21 protein-coding genes and 1 tRNA gene are annotated in these 21,320 nt (G+C 63.7%); 12 read left to right on the top strand and 10 right to left on the bottom strand.

Translation table 11 applies throughout. The features are described 5' to 3' along the window. Positions 1-40: 40 nt before the first annotated feature. The 5 genes from QMK22_RS01160 to QMK22_RS01180 form a co-directional block, all read right to left on the bottom strand. The gene (locus QMK22_RS01160; RefSeq protein ID WP_283495787.1) at positions 41-1,117 is read right to left on the bottom strand and encodes an NAD/NADP-dependent octopine/nopaline dehydrogenase family protein; all 1,077 of its coding nucleotides are present in this window, start codon (positions 1,115-1,117) and stop codon (positions 41-43) included. 86 nt (positions 1,118-1,203) lie between these two features. Beyond that, positions 1,204-1,947: an SDR family NAD(P)-dependent oxidoreductase gene (locus QMK22_RS01165; RefSeq protein WP_283495788.1), complete on the bottom strand. Its 744-nt coding sequence runs from the start codon at positions 1,945-1,947 to the stop codon at positions 1,204-1,206. Between the two features lie 4 nt (positions 1,948-1,951). Continuing rightward, the gene (locus QMK22_RS01170) at positions 1,952-2,317 is read right to left on the bottom strand and encodes a hypothetical protein (protein WP_283495789.1); all 366 of its coding nucleotides are present in this window, start codon (positions 2,315-2,317) and stop codon (positions 1,952-1,954) included. Beyond that, positions 2,314-3,522 (bottom strand): acyl-CoA dehydrogenase family protein, encoded by a 1,209-nt coding sequence (locus QMK22_RS01175; protein WP_283495790.1) that lies wholly within the window; start codon positions 3,520-3,522, stop codon positions 2,314-2,316. The genes QMK22_RS01170 and QMK22_RS01175 overlap by 4 nt, the downstream gene beginning before the upstream one ends. Before the next feature lie 25 nt (positions 3,523-3,547). Then, a complete protein-coding gene (locus QMK22_RS01180; protein WP_283495791.1) occupies positions 3,548-4,093 on the bottom strand; it encodes a flavin reductase family protein in 546 nt (181 codons plus the stop codon). 115 nt (positions 4,094-4,208) lie between these two features. Here QMK22_RS01180 and QMK22_RS01185 point away from each other — a divergent pair, with 115 nt between their 5' ends. The 6 genes from QMK22_RS01185 (at position 4,209) to QMK22_RS01210 (ending at position 10,338) form a co-directional block, all read left to right on the top strand. Continuing rightward, on the top strand, positions 4,209-5,147 hold the full coding sequence (locus tag QMK22_RS01185; protein ID WP_283495792.1) for a LysR family transcriptional regulator: 939 nt from the start codon (positions 4,209-4,211) through the stop codon (positions 5,145-5,147). A 119-nt stretch (positions 5,148-5,266) separates the two neighbouring features. Next, a complete protein-coding gene (dctP, locus tag QMK22_RS01190; RefSeq protein ID WP_283495793.1) occupies positions 5,267-6,364 on the top strand; it encodes a TRAP transporter substrate-binding protein DctP in 1,098 nt (365 codons plus the stop codon). 30 nt (positions 6,365-6,394) lie between these two features. Further along, a complete protein-coding gene (locus tag QMK22_RS01195; RefSeq protein ID WP_283495794.1) occupies positions 6,395-6,994 on the top strand; it encodes a TRAP transporter small permease in 600 nt (199 codons plus the stop codon). A gap of 1 nt (position 6,995) precedes the next feature. Further along, a complete protein-coding gene (locus QMK22_RS01200) occupies positions 6,996-8,306 on the top strand; it encodes a TRAP transporter large permease (protein ID WP_283495795.1) in 1,311 nt (436 codons plus the stop codon). Between the two features lie 11 nt (positions 8,307-8,317). Then, positions 8,318-9,226, top strand: coding sequence for a LysR substrate-binding domain-containing protein (locus tag QMK22_RS01205; RefSeq protein ID WP_283495796.1), 909 nt, complete (start codon positions 8,318-8,320; stop codon positions 9,224-9,226). Next, positions 9,226-10,338 carry a mandelate racemase/muconate lactonizing enzyme family protein gene (locus QMK22_RS01210; protein WP_283495797.1) on the top strand — a complete coding sequence of 371 codons (1,113 nt, stop codon included), beginning with the start codon at positions 9,226-9,228 and terminating at the stop codon, positions 10,336-10,338. The genes QMK22_RS01205 and QMK22_RS01210 overlap by 1 nt, the downstream gene beginning before the upstream one ends. 51 nt (positions 10,339-10,389) lie before the next feature. On the opposite strand, the gene QMK22_RS01215 is transcribed toward QMK22_RS01210, so the two are convergent. From QMK22_RS01215 to QMK22_RS01230, 4 genes are read right to left on the bottom strand one after another with little or no spacing between them, the layout of a single operon-like run. Further along, positions 10,390-12,492, bottom strand: coding sequence for a LamG domain-containing protein (locus QMK22_RS01215; protein ID WP_283495798.1), 2,103 nt, complete (start codon positions 12,490-12,492; stop codon positions 10,390-10,392). Continuing rightward, positions 12,489-13,049 carry a hypothetical protein gene (locus tag QMK22_RS01220; protein ID WP_283495799.1) on the bottom strand — a complete coding sequence of 187 codons (561 nt, stop codon included), beginning with the start codon at positions 13,047-13,049 and terminating at the stop codon, positions 12,489-12,491. The genes QMK22_RS01215 and QMK22_RS01220 overlap by 4 nt, the downstream gene beginning before the upstream one ends. Beyond that, positions 13,046-13,531 (bottom strand): hypothetical protein, encoded by a 486-nt coding sequence (locus QMK22_RS01225; protein WP_283495800.1) that lies wholly within the window; start codon positions 13,529-13,531, stop codon positions 13,046-13,048. The genes QMK22_RS01220 and QMK22_RS01225 overlap by 4 nt, the downstream gene beginning before the upstream one ends. Before the next feature lie 32 nt (positions 13,532-13,563). Beyond that, positions 13,564-14,043: a hypothetical protein gene (locus QMK22_RS01230; protein ID WP_283495801.1), complete on the bottom strand. Its 480-nt coding sequence runs from the start codon at positions 14,041-14,043 to the stop codon at positions 13,564-13,566. 402 nt (positions 14,044-14,445) lie between these two features. Between QMK22_RS01230 and QMK22_RS01235 the strand changes: the two genes are divergently transcribed. Beyond that, the gene (locus QMK22_RS01235) at positions 14,446-14,964 is read left to right on the top strand and encodes a pyridoxine/pyridoxamine 5'-phosphate oxidase (RefSeq protein ID WP_283495802.1); all 519 of its coding nucleotides are present in this window, start codon (positions 14,446-14,448) and stop codon (positions 14,962-14,964) included. 65 nt (positions 14,965-15,029) lie between these two features. Here QMK22_RS01235 and QMK22_RS01240 read toward each other — a convergent pair. Then, positions 15,030-15,102: transfer RNA gene (locus tag QMK22_RS01240), tRNA-Lys, on the bottom strand. Positions 15,103-15,205: 103 nt separating this feature from the next. Here QMK22_RS01240 and QMK22_RS01245 point away from each other — a divergent pair. The 5 genes from QMK22_RS01245 (at position 15,206) to QMK22_RS01265 (ending at position 21,224) form a co-directional block, all read left to right on the top strand. Next, positions 15,206-15,835, top strand: coding sequence for a DNA-directed RNA polymerase subunit beta (locus QMK22_RS01245; protein WP_283495803.1), 630 nt, complete (start codon positions 15,206-15,208; stop codon positions 15,833-15,835). 483 nt (positions 15,836-16,318) lie between these two features. Further along, on the top strand, positions 16,319-16,903 hold the full coding sequence (locus tag QMK22_RS01250) for a sigma-70 family RNA polymerase sigma factor (protein ID WP_283495804.1): 585 nt from the start codon (positions 16,319-16,321) through the stop codon (positions 16,901-16,903). Beyond that, a complete protein-coding gene (locus QMK22_RS01255; protein ID WP_283495805.1) occupies positions 16,900-17,856 on the top strand; it encodes an anti-sigma factor in 957 nt (318 codons plus the stop codon). Before QMK22_RS01250 ends, QMK22_RS01255 begins: the two co-directional genes overlap by 4 nt. A 93-nt stretch (positions 17,857-17,949) precedes the next feature. Continuing rightward, complete coding sequence (locus QMK22_RS01260; RefSeq protein ID WP_283495806.1) at positions 17,950-18,837, top strand: aminodeoxychorismate lyase; 888 nt, start codon at positions 17,950-17,952, stop codon at positions 18,835-18,837. A gap of 272 nt (positions 18,838-19,109) precedes the next feature. Beyond that, positions 19,110-21,224, top strand: a complete 2,115-nt coding sequence (locus QMK22_RS01265; RefSeq protein ID WP_283495807.1) for a cutinase family protein — start codon at positions 19,110-19,112, stop codon at positions 21,222-21,224. Positions 21,225-21,320: the final 96 nt, after the last annotated feature.

A 21,320-nucleotide genomic window follows, 5' to 3' on the forward strand; every position in this document is an offset into this window, starting at 1 on the left:
TGTCAGAACACAGTTGTCACTGCGACGGCACAAGCGCCCCTCAGATCCCGGCGCGCAGCATTGTCTGAACCTCGGTCACCGACTGATCGGCGAGGCCAAGATTCTCCAGAGTGCGTCCGGTGGCGCGAAGATCGCGGCCGTGCACAGCGCCGGCGATGGACAGCAGACCAGCTGCAACGGGTACCGGAACGCCAGCCCATTCGCCGACCGAGACGAGAAAGGCCAGGCCGACAGCGGTGTCCTCGGTCATGTACCGGTGCTGTTGGAAGTTGAGTTTCTCACTCCAATCGCCGGAGTCCACCAGATTGTTACGGGCCTTGGTGCCATACATCCAGTCACCACCCTCGTAGTAGTCGGCGAGGGGAAAGTGCGGGGCACCGTAGCCCAGAGCTTCGCGTACGGCCATGCGTTCGGCGTCGAGCGCGGTGTGCACAGCGCGCACCGCCGGCTGGGTGCCTTCGTTATGGATGTCCCAATGGTCGAAGTGCTCGATTGGGCCGGCATTCATCAGGATGAGCGGCGGATGGATGATCGGCCCCGCATTCATCAGGGCGCCCGAGAGCGCATCACCGCAGGGCTCAATGGCACCGGGGAAGGCTTGACCGATGACTCGGAGTGCATGATCAGCCAGCCGCTCGGGGAGAACGCCCGTCGGCAGGCGCGTCGCGCGGGTCGTTATTCGCACGGTGTCGTCGCCTTGCTTACGACACAGCCACGGAAGAGTCCCGGTCTCGGCGATGGAAATATCGGCAACGCAGCCCTGTTCGCGCAGCCGCTTCATCATGAGGAACGAGCCGAACGAGCCGGGTGAGAGGTAGATGACCTGCCCGTCCACGAGATGCGCTGCCAGCGCGTCGGCGAGCGCCTCGTGCGCGAAGGCGGGCGTCGGCGCGATAATCAGTTCGGCACCTTCAATCGCCGCGGCCAGGTCATCCGTGGGCGAGATTGGAATCTCCCGGATGCCGTCACTATCGATTAGCGTGAGGGGTTTGCCCGTCGCGAGGCTGCCGAAGGCCGCCAATTCGCGTCGCCACCAGCGCACATCATGACCGGCCACGGTCGCATCCGCCACGGCGGCGAAGGACCCGTTCCCTCCACCAAGTACTGCAACTCTCATGGTCATATACCTCTTAAATAGAAAGACACTGCGGTGATTTTCGGGTCCGCTCAGCGGCACAGCTCAGTTGGCTTCGGCGTGCGCCGTCAGCGCATAAAGACACCCCCGTTGACGTCGAGCGTGGAACCGGTGACAAAACCGCTGTCCGGCCCAACGAGATAGGCGACGGCCGCGGCAACTTCTTCGGCGGTTCCCACGCGTCCGACGGGAAGCGTGCGCCCGATCTCGGCAGCATCCGCGTCGCTGCCCATCGCTGGCGTGTGGATCGCGGCCGGCGAGACCGAGTTGACGGTGACGCCGTCACCGGCGAGCTCACGCGCGAAGATCTTGGTCAGCACGAGGGCCCCCGCTTTGGATGCGGCGTAGTGTGCTCCCGTGACCAAGCCGCCCTGCTGGCCGGCAAAGGAAGCCATATTCACGATTCGACCCCAGCCCTTGTCCCGCATCGCGGAACCCGCGAGTTGGCAGAACACCAGATAGCTGCGGAGGTTGGTGCGAAGCACCGCGTCCCATTCTTCCGGGGTGATGTCCCAGATCGAGCTTCGCACGGTGCGCCCCGCGTTGTTGACCAGCACGTCCGGTGCGCCCCAGGCCGCCGTCTGGTCAGCGAAGGCCCGATGAATCGAGTCCGCGTCTGAGACGTCGACCGCAAGTGCACGCGCCGTCGCCCCGCTCGCATCGAGTTCGAGAGCAAGCGCCGTGGCCGTGTCAATGTTCAGATCGGCGATTGCGACGCGAAAGCCGTCGGCGTGAAGCCGCCGAGCAATCGCAGCGCCCAGGCCCTGGGCCGCACCGGTAACAAGTGCGGATCGGTTTTCGTTCGGGGCCACGGCGCTACTCCGTGCCAAAGAACAGTCCACGGCCGAGGCGTGCCTCGATTTTGTAGTAGTGCCACATCAGGTGGTCGCCCACCGGGGTGTCGCGGATGATGCTCGCGATGGATCTCACCGATTCGTAGCCTGGAGTGTCCATCAGAATATATGCGGTCCACGGCGCCGCGCTGGAGGGGCCAACCTGCAGGGTATCGTCGTCGAACGTGCCGATGACGCTCACGCCGAAACGACCGCTCAGGTCGGCAAACGCTGCCTTCGTGGTTTCGAAAACGAGCTTGCGCTCATCGGCGTCGGCGGCAAAGAATGCGTCCCGAACGCCGATGCAGATGAGTGCGCGCACTGGTTCGGGGCTCTGCTGGTCGCTCATGCGTTTACTCCTTCGCGAAGGCTGCCATGGGTCGGAGCAAGCACCAGGCCAAGCGAGGTGGCGGCAATGAACTCGTGTGCGGCGAAGGAGGAGACCGGCATGAACTGGCCAGCCTGCACGTCACGCCACATGCGCTCGAACGGCAACGACTTTGCGTAGGCAGCTCCGCCGACAACATCGATCAAACGGGTGAAGACCGCGACGGCATTGGTCGCGCAGACATGCTTGACCAGGGCGCTACCGGCGACGATTTCCTGCAGGTCAAACTCGTTGTAGTACTCCGGGGTGCCGAACTGGTGCGTGTGACGGTACAGCAGGGCTCGCGCCGTTTCGATCAGGATCTCTGCATCGGCAATGCAATCCTGCGCGCGGGCGTCATCGACGAGACCTCGGCGACGGACCTGCTGTTTTGCCCAGTCCAGTCCGCCGACAGCGATGCCCACGTAGACGGCACCAAACGCTGGCTGGGAGGAACCGAATACAGTCTCCGTGACAGTGGCATCGAGGTGGCCGACCGGAAAGGAATGCACGACGTCCGCGTCGGGCACGAAAACACCGTCAAATTCCAGGTCGTTGCTCTGCGTGGCGCGCATGCCCATCATGTTCCACACGTTGTGGATTCTGACGTTCGGGTCCTTGAGGTCGAGCTTCATCATGAGCAGCTGCGGGCCCTTTTCGGGATCCTCAAATCGCGCAGTGGTCGAAGCGTGCGTGGCGACAGCGGAGTTCGTGCCGAAGTTCTTCCGCCCCGTAATTCGGTAGCCGCCCTCAACCTTCTCGGCGCGCGTGCGCGCGTCGGTCATGAGATTGGGGGTACCGAACTCGCTCGTGATGGCGGCCCAGATGAGTTTGCCCTCTGCGGCTTCGCGGAGCAGGCCCTCCAGGCGGGGGCTCTTGGTCTTGCGCCATACGTTGGACCACTGCGCCAACGGCGTGAAGTGCATGTTCACCGCCAGGGCCGTGGCGGCGTCGGCCGACGCAATCCGCTCAACAACCGGGATCACCTCAAACAGTGTGGCGCCAAGCCCCCCGAGCTCTTCGGGTACGGAGAGGTTCAACAATCCAACGTCGCGCATGTCTTCGTAGTTCTGGAAGGGAAACGTGTTGTCGGCGTCGTTCGCGGCGGCGCGGTCGCGGAAGCGTTCGACCAGTTGGTCGGCAAGTGCAAGAAAACGCTTCTGACGTTCGGTGTATAGCTGCTTCATGGTGTGGCTCTCCTATGAGTCGTGATCAGAGTGGAAATGGAAGGGGGCTGGAGAATCCGTAGCTACGGGCTCCATAGATGAGGGTGGCGGCTTCGCTGGCCTGCGCGTCGACCACCCGACCGACGATGAGTAGGTGGCTGCCGGCGACCAGAAATTGCTCGGCATGGCAGTCGAAGGATGCTGCTGCGGTCGGCAAGATCGGGGAGCCGGTTCGCAGCGACTTCCATTCCGGACCGAATTTGTAGCGAGTGCTGGGATCGGTGACGCCGGCAAAGTTCTGCGCGACACTCATGTCCTCGGTAGAGAGAATGTTGACCGCGAAACACTGATTCGTGCGCACGGCATCAGCGACTGGAGCGCCGCGGAAGAGGCCGATCACGAGTGTGGGAGGGTCTGCAGAGACGGACATCATTGCGGTGACAGTCTGACCAAAGCGCCCCGCCGTACCGTCCGTGGTGACCAAGGTGACCGCCGCCGTGGCTTTACCCATGCCGGCGATAAAGCGTTGCCGGATCTCAGGCCCTGATCCGGGCGACAGCTCCAGCCGGTGTAGATCCGTATGTGATGCCACGATCCCTCCTTTGGGTTCGGTTGCGACGTTGGGTCTCAGTTTCACCGAGGCCACATCACTAATCAAATAGATAATTCTCTTGCTTGATATGCAAAAAATGTATTTACTGAGGGACATGGTCCCCACGCGTCTGAACGTCACGCTCTCCCAATTGGAAGCGCTCATCGCCGCTGCCGACACCGGTAGCCTCAGCAACGCCGCAGCAGCGCTGCACACCTCACAGTCCAATGTTTCGGTGTCCATGGCGAAACTCGAACGGCTGCTCGGGGTGGAACTGCTCGTGCGATACCGCTCCAAGGGAGTGGGGATGACTGCCATCGGTCAAGAGATCGCAACACGCGCCAAGGAGATCGTCAACGCGGTCAGAGATCTCGAACACGCTGCGAGCGGTGAACTCGATGAACTCCAAGGAGCACTGCGCATCGGCTGTTTTCTCCCCCTCACGCCCTTCTACATCCCCCGCCTCATGGCGGACATTCGGGAGCGTTCGACGACCATGGACCTGGTCATCCGCGAGGGGACACAAGACATGCTTCAGCGTGCGGTGTTTGAGGGGGAGCTCGACCTCGCGCTGGTCTATGACCGGGATCTTCCCGACCAGCTTGACTTCCATCCGCTCGCCTCCGTCTGGCCGTACGTCATTGTGCCGCCGCACAGTGCGCTCGCCGACCGCAGCGCTGTGAGCCTTGCGGAGCTTTCAACACACACGATGGTGAACTATGAGTTGACGTTCACGGCGGGCCGGGCCTACGAGCTGTTCGAGGCTGCCCGGGTGGCGCTGCCGAATGAGATGCGCGCGACCAGCCTGGATTCGGTGCGGGCGCTCGTTGCAGCCGGAGTCGGCTTCTCCATTCTGAATCAGCGCTGGGGCACGAATATCACTGCGGATGGCGCCGAGGTCGTTCCCGTGGAAATCCTGGACGATGTGGAGCCGATGCGTTTGGGGGTCATAACGCGTGCGCGAACTCGAAGCGCTCGAGTCACCCTGGCCATCTCCCTTCTCCGCGCGCAGGCTCAACGGCGCCACTCTGAAGGTGACCGCCGCGCAAAGTAATCCCCTACACGTGTTAGGGGGATTTCGCATGGAAGCCACCGCGGACTCGTGTGAGAGTTATACCGATCCCAAGCACCTGATGGCTATTCATACTTAGATGATCTAGAAACGGAAACACAATGGTCTTGAATTTCCGCACCAAGGGCACTATCGCCGCCACGCTTCTGGCTACGGCAGCACTGGCGCTGTCGGCCTGTTCCGCCCCGGCTTCCACCGGGGGCAACGGGGATGCCGGCAGCGACGGCCACACCCCGGTCACGCTCTCGTTCGTTACGGCCTTTCCCGAAACGTCGCAGAACAACGACGGATTCTTCATGTTCGTCGACAAGCTCAAGGAGAAGGCTCCCTGGGTCACCGTCGAGTACAAGGGCGGACCAGAGGTCATGGCGCCGAACCTCCTCATCGAGGGCGTCTCCAGCGGCGCAATCGATGGAGCTCACCTGCCGGGCGACTATTACGTCGACCAGCTTCCGGTGATGGAGATCGCGCGCTTCACGCCCTTCACTCCCTCTGAAGAGCGGGAGAACGGCATTACCGAGCAATACCAGTCGGCGCATGACACCCTGGGCGTGCACTACCTCGGTCACACCAACTCCGGCATGCCGCAGCTGATCTTCGTGCAAGACAAAATGTCGAAGCCCGATTTTGAGGGGCGCGCAATCCGCGTCTCATCCGCGACCAGCAACATGGTGCTCGCACTCAACGGCAACCCGGTTGCACTTCCCGGCGGTGAGATCTTCAGTGCGCTCGAGCGTGGAGTGGTCAAGGGTTCGTCGTGGAGTTCAATCGGTGTCACCAGCCTGGGCTTTCAGACCGAGGTCAAATACAATCTCGCCCCACGCTTTTACGAGTCCCTGGCCAACACTGTCATCAACAAAGACAAATGGGACTCGCTGGACGCTGAGACCCAGGACGCCTTCAACGAGGCGATGATCGAGATTGAGCCGGAGATCTTCGACTATTACCAGACGGCTATCAAGGACGAGGCGCGGGACTGGCGTGACGCCGGGATCGAGACGATCGAGTTCGACGCTGACGATACCCAGAAGATGCTCGAAATTGCTTATGTCGACGCGTGGGATGCACTGAAGTGGGATGACATTGTCGCGGCCACTCCCGAGGCCCAGGTTATTCGCGACAAGTTCGAAGCCGCTTACGATTTCGATGACCTGTCCAAGGCAGTACCCGGTGGCACGGTTGTTGAGCCGTCTGCGTAGTCCCGCACCCGACGAGCGTTAGAAGACCACATGAAACAGGACCACGAGAACGACGGTCCCTCCCAGCGCGCGGCCGGATTTATTGGGGAGGCGTTCGATATGAACACCACCTCCATAAAGATTCCCGGCCGCGGGCTGCTAAACCGCCTAGCCGCCATCATGGAAGGGCTCTCCGGCATTGTCGTGCTGGCTCTCGCCATCGTCGTCACGTTGGGGGTGATCGCCCGATCACTCAGCATCCCCCTCGTCGGAGCCATCGAGGTGGCCGGGGTCAGCCTGGTCGTGATGACATTGCTCGTCGCTCCTGCACTCATCTTTCGCAATGAGCACGTCAAGATTGAGCTGACCAACGGGCTGGGGGGCCAACGCACGCAGCGTGTCATCGACGTCATCGCTCTGCTGGTTCAAATTCTCGTTGCCGCCGTCCTGCTGTACGCCACATTCCTGCTCTTCGCACAGGATCTGCAGCGCGGCACTGCTTTTCTGGGTGAGCTCAGGCTGCCGCGTGCGATGCTCACCGCGGTACTTCCCTTGAGTTTCGGGATGATGCTGGTATTTCTCGTTCCTCAGCTGGTGCGCGCGCTGCGTCCGCGTCGAACCTCCGCTCCGTCCACGCCCGAGGAGAACTAACATGCCGTGGCCGACCTTTCTTGCCATATTTCTGGCTGCGCTGGTGGTGCTGCTGGCCCTGCGTGTTCCCGTCGGTTTCGCAATGCTCGGCGTGGGTACCGTGGCATCGCTGTTCGCCTTCGGATCCTTCTCTGCCGGCATCAACCAGGTCTCGTTGAGCGTGCTGGCCAGTGTTGATAGTTTCACTCTCACGGCCATCCCGCTGTTCGTCCTGATGGGTGAGATCCTGTTTCGATCGGGAATCGCGCAGGGGGCGCTGGCGGAGATATCCATCGCCATGCGGCGTTTCCCCGGGCGATTGGCCATGGTGTCGATCGGTGGCGGTGCCCTGTTCGGCCTGCTCTCGGGCTCGACCCTCGCCAACACGGCACTGTTCGGCAAGACGTTGCTGCCCGAAATGCGCGCCAAGGGGTACAGCCCATCGCTCGGCATGGGATCGATCCTCGCCTCGGGTGGGCTCGCGATGATCCTGCCGCCAAGCGCGTTGGCGATCCTCTGGGGTGCCATCGCAGATGTGCCGATCGGTCCGCTTTTGATCGCCGGTATCGTCCCCGGCTTTCTGATGGCAATCGGCTACGGAATCATCGTTCTGGTGTGGTCGCGCATCCCCGGTGCGACCCCACCGGCCGAGCTGCACGAGAAGCGGAAGGTCGGCGATGCGGCAGTCGCATTGCTCCGCAATGCCGTTGTTCCCGGACTGATCATCGTTGCCGTGCTCGGGATGATCTTTTTCGGAATCGCAACGCCGACAGAATCTGCGGCGATCGGCGCCGTCGCATCCGTGATCTTCGCACTGTTCCTGCGCACGTGGGACCGGAAAGCCTGGATGGAGGTTGCCGTCGGCACGGCAAAGACCTCCGGAATCATCTTCTTCATTCTGCTCGGATCGAACCTGTACGCACAGTTGATGAGCTTCAGCGGCACGACGCGCGGCTTGGTGACGTCCATCACCGACAACATCACCTCCCCGGCGTTGATGCTGCTGGTGATCATGGCGATCCTGCTGGTGCTCGGTGCGTTTATCGACCAGGCGTCCATCATGCTGGTGACGGCACCACTGTTCATGCCCATCGTGGCGGCCTTCGGTTGGGACCCGGTGTGGTTCTCCATCTTGTTGCTGATCAACCTGCAGATCGCCAACACGACGCCACCGTTCGGCATGTCGCTGTTCGTCATGCGCGGCGTTGTGCCGGACGTGCCGATGACGATGATCTACAAGGCCGCACTGCCGTGGATCCTCTCCGATGTTGTCGTCATCATCCTGCTGGCAATCTTCCCCATCCTGGTGACCTTCCTGCCGGCGACGATGTAGCATCCGCTGACGTGAGAAAGCCAATTTTTGACATGCGAATGCTCCGGTACTTCGTCGCTGTGGCCGAAGAGCGCCACTTCGGCCGTGCTGCTGAGCGCCTTAATATCGCGCAGCCTCCGTTGTCGCAGCAGATCAAGCGGTTGGAGAACGAGTTGGGAACAGTGCTTCTCCTGCGCACTACTCGGCGCGTGGAACTCACCACTGCGGGAGAGCTTCTGCTCGCGCGGGGCAAACTGCTTCTCTCCGATGCCGCGCGGCTCGCTGAAGACGTACAGAAGGTAGGCCGCGGGCTGGAAGGCTCGGTGCGATTGGGGCTGACCGGATCGGCAACGTACGGGCTCATGCCGAAAATCGTTCGGGCGACGGCCGCTGCGCTGCCGGAATTAGACCTCCACGTGAGTGGCGAAAGCCTGACTCCAGTTTTGGAACGACAGCTCCTCAGCGGTCAGATTGACGTTGCCCTGCTGCGACCGCCGGTGGACTCAACGAACATCAAACACACCATCATCGCCTATGAGTCCCTGGTGGCCGCCCTGCCCGCCGACTCGCCTTTGGCCGATCGCGCTGAGCTTCATCTGCGCGACGTGACTGAGGGCGCGCTCGTGGGCTATCCGGCAAACTCATCGGTGAGTCGAGTGCTCGATACGGAGATCCGTTCCGCCGGGCAGCGGCCGCGGTACAGCAACCGCGTTCCCGAGACATCGACACTGATCTCCCTGGTTTCAGCCGGCTTGGGGATGGCGATCGTTCCCGAATCGGCCATGGCCTTGAAACTGTCCGGCGTGCTCTACCGCCCGATTGTCGACGCGCCGACCGTTGCGTTGGCCACCGCCTGGCGGTCGGATGAGACCTCCGACACCGTGCGACGATATGTCGACTTTCTTAGGGAAACGATCCCCACATTATTAGGAGAAGTTTAGTGATAATTGATTCCGTGGAAGTGATTCCCTACCGGATCCCCATGCGAAAGCCGCTGGAGTTCGCGAGCGGTCGCGTGGATGAAATTGACCACGTGCTGTTGCGCATCCAGACGACGGACGGAGTGGTCGGAATCGCCGACATTCCGCCGCGCCCGTATACCTACGGTGAGACTCAACAGTCCATCATCGCCGTGATTTCTACGGTTTTTGCGCCGCTGCTCGTGGGAATGAGCGCCCTGGACCGTGGCGCTATTCACCGGCGCATGCATCGTACAGTGGGGAACTTCACGGCCAAAGCGGGGGTTGACGTCGCCCTGTGGGACATCATGGGACAAACCCTGCAGCAACCCGTACACCGCCTTCTCGGTGGCGCGGCGGATTCAGTACGTGTCTCTCATATGGTGGGTTTCGCCGATCCGTTAAAAATGGTGGACGAAGCGGAACGCGTTCGGGAGCAGTACGGGATAACCACCTTCAAGGTCAAGGTCGGTCGGCGTCCGTTTCTCCTGGATGTTGATGTGGTGCGGGCCCTTCGCGAACATTTCGGTTCGGCCGTCGAACTGTATCTTGACGCGAACCGTGGTTGGAACGCCGCGGAATCGATGCGCGTCCTGGATGCGGTCTCCGACTTGGATATCACGTTCTTCGAAGAGCCCTGCGATGCGGCCGAGATTCTCGGGAGGCGGCGCCTCGTTGCGCACTCGAGAGTTCCCGTGGTGGCCGATGAGAGCGCGCCGAGTCTGGCCGACGCCGCCCGCGAAATCACCACCGGGGGAGCGACGGCCGTCAGCGTCAAGGTGGCGCGCAGCGGCTTCAGCGAGGCGCAAAAGATTCTGGCGCTCGCGGAAGGCCTCGGCGTCGAGGCCATCATCGGCAATCAGATCGACTCCCAAGTGGGGACCTGCGGATCGGTCGCCCTCGCTGCCGGTGTCAACTACGCTGGCCGGCACGCCGCGGAACTGTCAAACTTTCTCGATATGGCGGATGATCTCATCGCCGAGCCGCTGCAGATCATTGATGGCGCCATCACCGCCTCCCTCCAGCCGGGCCTCGGCGCGAAAATTGACGAAGACAAGCTCCGCAAGTACCGCCAGGACGGGAAAGGAAACTAAGTCAGTTTGACCGAAAAAACTTCCTCCCGAGGTCTTTGGAGAGCAGCAGCGCTAGCGCGCGGCGTAGTGCGCGCTCACGGCGGCCTGGTCGAGCGCGAAATCATAGACGGCGATCTCGTCCAGGGTGCCGACGAAGCTGTTGCCGGAGGTTCCCGCGATATTGAGCTTGGACGTGCTCGGGGTGTTATTCGGTCCGCCAGTCGATGATGCTATGAAGGCGCCGTCGAGGTAAAGAGCGATCGTTCCGTTTGCGATACGGGTGAAGACGATGTAGTGCCAGCTGCCGTCGTTGTAGCTGGCCGTAGGCGAGACGATGTTAGCCGAGGCCTGGTTTGTGTTCGATCCCGCGATGATTTTGCCGCCGCACAAGGAGACGCCAACCTCAAGGTGGTTGCCATTGCTGGAGGTACTGGCCAAGGCGGGTCCGTCGGACCGCGTGGTGCAGCCGGATCCGCTGGCACTGTTCGATTTCATCCACAGCTCGATGGAAAAATTCGCGGTCAAGTCGTGCGACGCGCTTCCATAGGCGCTGCTACCGAAATCGGCGGCCGCGTCTCCGGCAATAGCGCCCGTGACGAACGTCGGCGAACCAGAGAAAGTTCCCGGCTGACCGGTCGTAACACTATTGGCGAATGTGGCATCGGCGAGGCGCCAGTAGCTGACCAACCCGTTCGTCGCTGACACGGTCGCGTAGTAACTCGAGCCGACTCGCAGCACGTTGCCGCTGCTCGCCGTCGCGGTGTTGCCCACGTTGTCCGAGACAACGTACTGGTACTTGTAGCAGTTACCGACCTTGACCGTGTCTGAGACCGGACTGGACCCCGGGTTGGTGAAAATAGTGGTGAACGTGGAATATCCCGACGTCGGGCAGACACCGTTCGCCTGGGCCACGCTGGCCCGTTGCAGCAGGCGGGTGTTTATGCCGGAGGCATCCGTTCCCGTCGTGAAGGACACACTGGCGGTGGTGCTGGAGCTCGACCCGCTGGGCGGCGTCACCGAAGAGCCGGTTGGCGCCGTGTTGTCGGCCACGAGTGTGAACGCGGTGCTGCCCGACTGCCCGCCGGCATTGTTGGTAGCCGTGACGGACGCCCCGGTGCCGCCCGGGGTACTGCTCCAGGAGTAGGTGTTCACCCCGGAGGTTGTTCCGGCACTCGAGGTCCAGTTCGTGCCGGGCGAGGTGAAGGCGAAAGTTTTGACACCGGAAGCGGTATCGGAGGCCGTGGCGGTCGCCGTGAACGATCCGGTCGCGGCATTCGAACGGTAGAACACCGTCGAACCGTTCCACCACGTGTTTGTCGCCGTGGCGCCCGTGAGAATCAGGGTCGGATTGGTCGGCGCGGTGGTGTCGATCTTCGCGGTGGCACTCGTGTAGGTGGCTGAGTTGCCGTGTGTGTCGGAGACGAGGTACTGGTAGCTGACGCACTTCTGATCGGGCGCGTCGTTCGTTGTCGGCGAGCTGGGGCCGGTGGCCACGAGCGAGTAGGTGCTGAGTGCGCCGCAGACGCCGTCGGCCCCGCCCGTCGAGGTCAGCGTCGCGGTGGCGCGCCAAAGCTGGGCGCCGGCAGCGATGCCGTTCGCGTCCGTACCGGGATTGAGTACCAGGCTGAGGCTGGTCGTGCGGGAGTAGTTGTTTCCGGTTCCCGTGAGGCCGCTGATGGTGACGGAGCCTCCCGATGGGGGAGTCCTGTCCACCACGATCACGGCGCTCGCGGCGCTTTCGACGCCGGTCCAGTTGGTCTGGAAGACCGGTGTGATCTTGTACGTCCATGATCCGTCGGGCACAGCGGTTTCGGTGCAGCTCGTCGACGTAATTCTGGCGGAACAACTCGACATGCTCTGCGCCGTCGTGCCGGCCGAGTTGTAGCGTTTCAGCGTGTACCCCGATACGGCCGTGCCATTCGACAGCTTCGACGCGGCCCAGGACACGGTGACGGAACTGCCCGAGATGCTGGCGGTCGGGATCGGCCCGGCGTTCACGATGCCGGCAGCGGATGTGCCGCTGCTGCCCGCGACGGAACCCACGCTCCAATAGGCCCAGGCCGCACCGCTCGCCCATAGGAACAGAATCAGGAGCGGAAGCGCAGCAAGGCGACGCACTAGGCGCCACGGACGGGTGCGGATGGTGTCGCGTTTGCGGTGACGGGACGGGGTCATGATCCGGTCACCAGGTAGACCGTGAAGGTCGCGCCTTGACAAGCGGATGCGGCATCCGCTCTCATCGCGAGTGCATTTGCCAGCGAAATGGTGACAGTGCCGGGCGTTGCTGCGGACTTCGCCGGGACGGTCCAGCCCGTGCCGGTATTGGTTTGCACGGTGAAGCTCAGCGCCGATGTGGCGCACGCCGAGTGTGCGCTGTCGGCAACGATGGCCTGGGTGCCTCGGGTGGTGTCCAGGGAGATCGAGCCGATACGCACGGCAAATGTGTTCGGGTTCGATGCCGACAGGGTGACCGCTGCGGTGCCGCCGGGAACAAGCAGGGCCGTGGTGGTCGCCGGTGCCAGGGCGATCGGCAGGGTGGTGCCCGTGCTGGCTGTTCCCATACCGTCTCCCCAGGTCGACCAGAGTGAATACGCGACACCGCCGAGGGCCATGGCGATCATGAAAAAGGCGCCGGCGAGAATCATCTCTTTGGGTATGCGGCGGCGCACGTCCGGCGGGAGATGCGGGATCGGGATCGGGAGTGGGATCGGGGGGAACTTATGTGGCGTCATGGCAGTTCCGCCGTGCCGATTCCGGAATATTCCAAGGTGATGTGCGCGCCCTTGCAACCGTCCTGGTTTGCGTTGGTGTCGCGCATCTCGACGCGCGGCCAACTCTCCCGTGGCAGACCGAGAGAGCTCAGGGTGGGACTTTCCTGGGCAGGAACGATCAGGGGAGTGGTGCGTGAGAGCTGGGACACGATGAAATCGTGCGCGGTGCACGGGCTGTCGGCATCGGACTGCGGTGCTTCGAGATGGTCGATGGCGACGGTCAGGTTCGAAACGGCGAGGTTGAAGTGGTGCGGGTTGTTCAGCCGCAGATCAATCGGTACCCCGGTACCCGGTGACAGCGGTCCGATCACGGTGGTCTGCGACGCGATATTGAGGTCCTCGCTGGCGATATCAAAGCCGGGAGCGAACAGCATGAACGCGAGAGTGCCCGTCGCTACCGAGACGGCGGCGACGAGCACAATGCGGTTTTGTGCAGAACTCATGAGTGTTTCAGGTGGTGCCGGTGGTGTTCAGATTATTGGATTGAATAGGCGAAGTGCACCGTGGCGCCCTTGCAGCCGTCCTGATTCTCGGTGCTGCTGTCCTTGAATGCGATGGTCGGGCCGGTCCAGGCATCGACCGCGGTGCCCGAGGCGACTTCATGCCCGACCAAGGCGACCGGATTCGCCAGCGTGTAGTCGGCAGCGGTGCAGGCGCCCTCGACCGCGCCGATGGCCTTGTCTACGCTGGCAATCGTCGCCGTGACGCTCGTGACGTACACGGGGCCATCGTTGGTGTTGGTGAACTTGCCTTCCAACTTTTGCGCCGTCCCTGCGGGCCGCAGGTCGGAGATGACGGACGTCTGCTCGGCCTTGATCGGTACGGTCGTTCCAGTTGTACCGGTACCCGTGCCGGAGCCGCCCGCGGTCCAGAATGCGAAGGCGATTCCAGAGCCGCCGAGGAGGACGGCCGTGGTGACGGCGACGGCGAGAGCTTTTTTGGACAATTTGGGCATGGTGCAACTCCTGAAGATTTATGGCGAGAAAATATATCGAGCACGTGGTCGCGTCATTGGAATCGCACGGTGCTGCTACCCCAAAGATAGGGACTCGGGGGCTGCCGGCGACAGCCCCACTACTGGGTGCGTTCTTAGTAGCTAATCAGGACTTTCGTCCCTACCCGGTGGGACCAGTCGATGACAAGCTGATGGTAGAGGATTACAGAATTGTGGGTTCGGCGCGGTCGGCCCTCGGCTGTGGTCGCGGGTGAAATTTGCCACTGGTGCGGGCGCGCCGCTTGGGTCCGGACCCGCGCGTTTGCTGGCGCAGGCGGTTGGCTGGGGACCGGCCAGCTGGTCATCCACCTGGCTGGTGAAATCATCGGGCTGTGGCCGGCGCGAGGCCGGTAGGCTCGCGGCGTGAGCGATTCCCTGCGCCAGCGGCTGCGTGCCCTCCCCGATTTTCCCGCCGTCCTGCCCGGATTCGATCCGGCCACGGCACCGGCCGATCCGATCGACCTCTTTCTCGAGTGGCTCGACCAGGCGCTGGCCGCCGGAGTGCCGGGGCCCAATGCCTTCAGCCTCGCGACGGCCACCGCGACCGGGGAGGTTTCGTCCCGCATGCTCATTTTGAAGAATGTTGACGACGGCGCCTGGCATTTTGCAAGCACGCGCGGTTCCCGCAAGGGGCGTGAGCTTTCCGCAAACCCGATAGCGGCCATGAACTTCTACTGGGCACCGCTTGGTCGGCAGGTGCGCGTGGTGGGCCGGGTCGCCTTGTTGTCGGCTGCGGCATCCGCTGTGGATTGGGACGAACGCCCGGGCGCCGACGGCCGCGCTAATCCCGACTGGCAGCTCTACGCCCTGCGCCCCACCGAGGTGGAGTTCTGGCAGGCCAGCCCCGATCGCCAGCACATTCGGCACCGTTACGCCGCGTAAAACACGCCTGCGCACCGAATCGAGTGGATTCGGTGCGCAGGTGCCGCGCCACGTGCGCGATTATGTGGGCCCCGTCGGGCTCGAACCGACGACCCAAGGATTAAAAGTCCTTTGCTCTACCAACTGAGCTAGAGGCCCGTAGGTTCTAACCTACCGTGGATTCGCGCCCAGCTTTTCTGGGTAGCGTGGAGTGCAGCAAAAATCAGCCGTTTGAGACCGAAAGAACCGAGGAGAATTCGCCGTGGCCGACAACTTTCACAAGCCCACCCTGTTCGCCGCGAACAAGTTCGAGGCATTTCAGGGCGGCGACGATCCGGCTGCCATCAGCCGGGTTGCGCACGAGACAGCGCAGGCTCTGCTCAACCGGGTGCGCAGCGACCCCGATCCGGCCACGGTTGAACGTTTGGTCGCCTATACCGACGAGAACGGCATCGATGCCGTTGCCGAGCTGTGGTCGCGGGCCACGCCGCGCAGCCTCCCGGGCGCGCTCTGGCGCATTTATCTCATTCGCATGCTGATTCGGCAGGATCCCGAGGGCTGCGCCTACCTCTACCAGCGGGGCACGGATGCTGCCGCCACCATCGATCCGCTCGTTGCGGGGGCCGCGGTGCCCACGGGGCCGACCGAGATCATGATTCTGGCCGATGAGATTCTGCGCGGATTGTTCACCGGAGATTTCGCCGTGGCGCTGGATCGCGGTGCGGCATACTGTCGGGTCACCGCGGTCGGTGCGGCGGCCATCGCCGACGATCTGGAACTGACGGAACCGCACCGCTCGTCGGAATTGACCACTCGAGCCCTACGTTTCTCGACCACCGCCGCCGAGTTCGCCGCCTGCGCCCGTCTCTGGCGCCGCGACTCCCTAGAGTAGCCCCCGCCTTATTGCCCGGGCCCGGGCCCGGAAAGTGGGCCCATGTTCTATCGTGGGCCCGGTTGCCTAAGGTGGGCCCAGCTGGGGTTCAGGGCCCCGTCGGGTTGCGCTGCGTGTCGGGGCTCGCGCTCGCCGTACGCTCGCGGCACGTCTAACTTCAACAATCGCTGTGCGCCGACGGCGAACATTCGACGCCGGCCGCCCGGCTCGAATACACTGGGATCTGGTCGGGCCGCAGTAATCCCGGGTTCCATTATTCGCCGCTTCGAGCGGCCTCGCGCCGAGAGGTGCTCTGCGGCCCGGCCTTCTGCAATCCCGGGGCGGCAGCCCGGGCCGCCAGCCGTGTGTACTCCGGAGTTGCGCTGTGAACTTGGCCGGGGGCATCCGTTTTTCGGGGATTATTTGACACAGCGACCAATCCGTTACCGACTTCGCACCGAACCCTAGTCATGGAACGGGATAAGACCTGACATGCTAGATCTCATGACTGTTGATCCCGCCGGAGACTTCGCTTCGGTAGCCCCTGCCACCAAGGAGGAGCTGCTCGCACGAGTAGCCCACGGCGACCAATCGGCCTTCGGAGAACTGTATGACCAGATCGCCCCGCGGGTGCTTGGCCTGGTCAAGCGTCTGCTCGTCGACCATGCGCAGTCGGAAGAAGTGACCCAGGAGATTTTTCTGGAGATCTGGCAGTCGGCCGCGCGGTACGAACAATCACGTGGTGGTGCGAGCACCTGGATTCTCACCATGGCACACCGGCGAGCGGTCGATCGAATTCGGTCGTCGCAGGCCGGACGTGACCGCGATACCAAAATTGGAATCCGTGATCTGGCCGTTGCCTACGATCACGTTGCCGAAACTGTTGAAGTACGACTGGAGCATGAAAGGGTGGAAAAGGCGATGACTCGATTGACTGAGTTGCAGCGACAGGCTGTGAGCCTCGCCTACTACGGCGGGTTCAGTCATAGCGAGGTCGCCGACATGCTCCACATACCGTTGGGCACCGTAAAAACAAGGCTCCGCGACGGGCTCATCCGCCTGCGCGATGAATTGGGCGTGGCATCATGACCGACCGTAACGAGCGCGAGCTGCACCCGGCTGATCTGGCCGGTGCCTACGCCCTGCACGCCCTGGACGCCACCGACGTAGCCGCGTTCGAAGCGCACCTCGCCGAATCCGAGCAGGCTCGCATCGAAGCTGCCGAGTTGAACGATACCGCCGTGGCCCTCGGCCTGGCCGTGGCGCCCGTGCAGCCCTCGGCCGCGCTCAAGGCAAATCTCATGTCGATGCTTGCGTCGACTCCGCAGCTTCCACCGGTGCCGGCACCGCGTGCTGCTGGGCCCGCCACAACGGATGCCCCCGCTTCCGTTTCCGGCGCGACCTCGGTCGTGGCGCCGGTCACGCCCGCGGCCGCCGAACCCACCGAAGTTAGCGGCGAAGCACCGACCGCACAGGTTGACACGGCGCGGACTGACCCCGCTGCACCCCGGCCGGTCGCGGACATCCGCTCGGGAACAGGTTCGACCAGCCCGGGCTCAGCCGCCGAGCGGGCGCAGGCGCGCTGGTTCAAGCGTCCAGCTCAGTTCCTGCTGGCCGCGGCGGCCGCAGCTGCACTCTTCGTCGGTGGCACCTTTCTCGGCCAAACGCTTAACACCAACCAGTTCGAGTCGCAGCAGGCGGCCGGGCTCGCGCAGATCAATGCGGCCGATGACGCCCAGCGCGCCGCGACGACGACCGCCGACGGCCAGGAAGCCACCCTGGTCTGGTCGAACAAGCTCGGAATTTCGGCGGTGCTCGTTGACAACCTGCCCGCGTTGCCGAGCAATCAGGACTATCAGCTCTGGTACATCAACGCTGAGGGCGCCGTCCCCGCCGGAACGTTCGACTCGAGCGGGGACGGCACCGCCTGGCGTGTACTCGACGGCACGATGCACGCCGGCGATCAGGTGGGCGTCACCGTGGAACCCAACGGGGGATCCGACCAGCCCACAAGCAACCCGATCGTCGCCTTTCAGAGCTGATGGACCGGCCGCCGAGATGCGGCCGGTCGGCGCGAGCGCTGCGGTATCCGTGCAATACCGTGAGCGGATGCGCGCGCGAAGTAGGCTCAAGGCATGAGATTGCCCTTCACCCTGCTGATCGACCCCGTGCCCGCCGATTCGCTGGGGCAGAACTTCGATGACACGTTTCATGAGATGGATTCCGGCGCCCCGGCACTTCGGGTCGGCGAGCTGAGCACGCAGCGCGGCGACGGAATCTTCGAAACTCTCGCGGTGGTCAACGGCCACCCGCAGGAGGTCGAGCCGCACATCAGCAGGCTGCGGAACTCTGCGCTGATCTGCGACCTGCCGGTGCCCAACGCTGAGCAGTGGCGCGCTGCCATCGCCTACGCCGTTGCGCGCATTCCGCAGCAGGGCGAGATCGCGCTCAAGTTCGTGCTCAGCCGCGGCGTGGAGCACGGTCCGGCTCCGACAGCCTGGTTGCACGCGGCCGCGGCGTCGGACTTCACAGCCGTGCGCGCGAACGGTGTGCGCGTCGTCACCCTGGACCGTGGCTACCCGCGCGGTGTCGCCGAACGCGCGCCGTGGCTGCTCATGGGCGCGAAGACTCTCAGCTATGCGGTGAACATGGCGGCGATTCGCGAAGCCCACCGTCGTGGCGCCGACGACACCATCTTTCTCACCACTGACGGATACGTGATGGAAGGGCCCACCTCCAGCGTCGTCTTGCGCATCGGTGACGAGTACGTCACCCCAGCCCCGAGCGGCGCTATTCTGCATGGCACCACGCAACAGAGCATGTTCGACTACCTGCGCGCCCGCGGCGACCGGGTCGAATATCGTGATGTCACGGTCTCCGAGCTTCGACGAGCGGATGCCGCCTGGCTCGTCTCCAGCGTGCGCCTGGCTGTCTCCGTGGTCGCCCTCGACGGCGAGCCGTTCCCCGCCGACCAGCAGACCACCGACGCCCTGAACGCCTACCTGCTGGCCCGCACGGCGTAGTCGTGCGCCGCGCCCGCGGTCCGCACCGGTCTCCGGCACCGGGCCCGTCTGCGGCACTCGGGCCCACGATAGAACATGGGCCCACTTTCCGGGCCCGGGCCCGGAAAGATATCCATGCCCGGGCCGCGCGCGCTGGTAACCGCATCCGCCGAACCAAAGGTGGCGCGCGTTTGGGGGCGTTGTAGCGGGACTTAGCCGCACGATACGCTCGGCCAATCGGCGTCGCCGGATACTGCGGAGCGCTCATAGTTTTACTACTCAGGGGGAAAAACATGGCCATGGCCACCGTTTATCGATTCCTAGGGGGCGTTCTGGCTGGCACAATCGTGACTTCGGCCCTGGTCGGGGGCGTGTCCACGGCCGCTGTCGCCAATGTCGCTCCCGATTGCTCACCGATCACCGTGCTCGCGTTCCGCGGAAGCGGCGAGGGCAATCTTGATCCGCAAGCGACCGCGAGCGCCGGTGCCGCACACGCGTACGGAACGACCGGCCTCATCACCAACGGCTGGGAAGGCCCTACGCTTGAGCGACTGATCGCCCAGCTCGCACCGCAAGCGGCCGCCGCATCCATTCCGGTGATCGGTGTCGGCGCATCCGATTCCGTGTATGTACCCGGTTATCCCGCCGCTCCGGTCGGCCCCACGGATCTGATTGGAATCGCTGAATCCGCTCAAACCGGCGCCATTGCCGCCGAGCTCATCATCAAACAGGCCAAATCCGCCGCCATAGTGAACCATTGTGCATTCTCCCCGCGGTTCATCGCCGTCGGCTACTCGCAGGGCGCCATCGCCGCCCGGGTGCTGGCACAGCTGAACTCCACCGATGTCGTTGGGGTTGTCACGATCGGCGACCCGGCCCAGAAACCGAGTGCCGCGGGCAACGTTGGCGCCGGCGCCGCCGGAGACGGGCTCATGCGCTGGCTCGTTCCGAGCTTCGGGGATAAGTTCGACGCACTGTACGCTCAGGACACCGTCACCGCGGCCCTGTGCCACGCGGGCGACCCCGTCTGCGACTTCGGCTGGACCAGCGTGTGGCGAGTCCCCAGCCAACGGTACGAGAACCACGCCTATTTCGTCTCGATCGATGATATCGCGCCCGCAACACAGGCATTGGCTGCGCTCACCACGAACGCACAATTGAATCCAGTCGTCGCCCTGCAGGCCGCCGCCCCGGTGGCCCACGCTGCGGCCTCCGTTTTGGCGTTCGAGGGGCGTCTGACGACGATCTCGGCCGTCGGCACGGAATCGGCCGACGCGAGTCTGAACTACGAGTTCGACTACGACAACGACGGCCATTACGATGCCGACAATCCGGTCGGTCTGGTTGCGGCGGATATTCCGGTAGGCATCCACACCGTCAAGGTCAGGGTTACCGATGGTGCGGACCGGTCCGACGTGGTCTCACTCACCTTCGAGGTCGCGCCCGCAACCGCAGCGACACCGAAGGCCGATCTCAACAACATGTCATTCCTGGTGTCCGAGCTGGGATCGATCGCAGCCGGATCCGTACTGCCGCTGGAGCTTCAGGGAGCGCCGACAGGCTCCGAGCTCACCATGATGCTCGTGCCGAAAGTTTCCCCGTCGCCCTGGGGCGCCGAACCGGCCTTCTCGACCGTGTTGACCGCAGGCGGGGAGTCTGACGGTGTACAGATTCCCGGCGATCTGGCCACGGGTGCCTACTTTGTCGTGGTCGGCGCCGAGAGCGGCGAGTGGGGAGCCGTCGAGTTGGAAATCGTTGCGGCATCGGTTGACCCGGGCACAGACCCGGGCACAGACCCGGGCATAGACCCGGCCCAGACCGGCGGCCTGCTGGCACCGGTCACCCCGATCACGGTTCCCGCCGTCGGCCAGGCGATTCTCACTGTCGATGGCACACCCGGCACCGTGACCGTGGCCCGTGCGACCGGTATCTCCGGACTGACCATCAGCGGCGTTGGCTTCGCTCTCACCGTCAACGGCCTGCACCACGGTGGCTCGGCGATCCCGGTTGATGCGAACAATGTGCTCGTGCTGGAACGAGACGGGTCTGTGACCGTGTCGGGCACGGGATTCGCACCTAATACCGACGTCGAGGTCTTCCTGTTCTCGACCGCCACCGCTGTGGGCTCCGCCACGGTGAACGCGGCCGGGGCGTTCAGTGCGACCTTCGCCGTACCGGCGAGTATGTCGGCCGGCCTGCACACGCTGCAGCTGGTGGGGCTGGCCCCGAACGGTTCGACCCGTGTGGTCGATCTGGGCGTGCGGGTGGCCGATGCCGCGGCATCCGCTTTGACCCTCGCGAAGACCGGAATAGATCTCGGTGGAGTGCTCGGAAGCGCCCTGCTGGTGGTGCTGGCCGGCCTCGCGGTGGCCGTGCGACCGCGGCGCCGCACTGTGACAGCCGCATAAGCCCGATGCGCACGCTCGGGGTCCGCTGTGTGAACCCCGGGCCCAGGTTATGCAACCGGGCCCATGATCTATCGTGGGCCCGGTTGCCTAAGGTGG

Source organism: Cryobacterium sp. PH29-G1, assembly GCF_030063365.1.
Lineage (GTDB): Bacteria > Actinomycetota > Actinomycetes > Actinomycetales > Microbacteriaceae > Cryobacterium.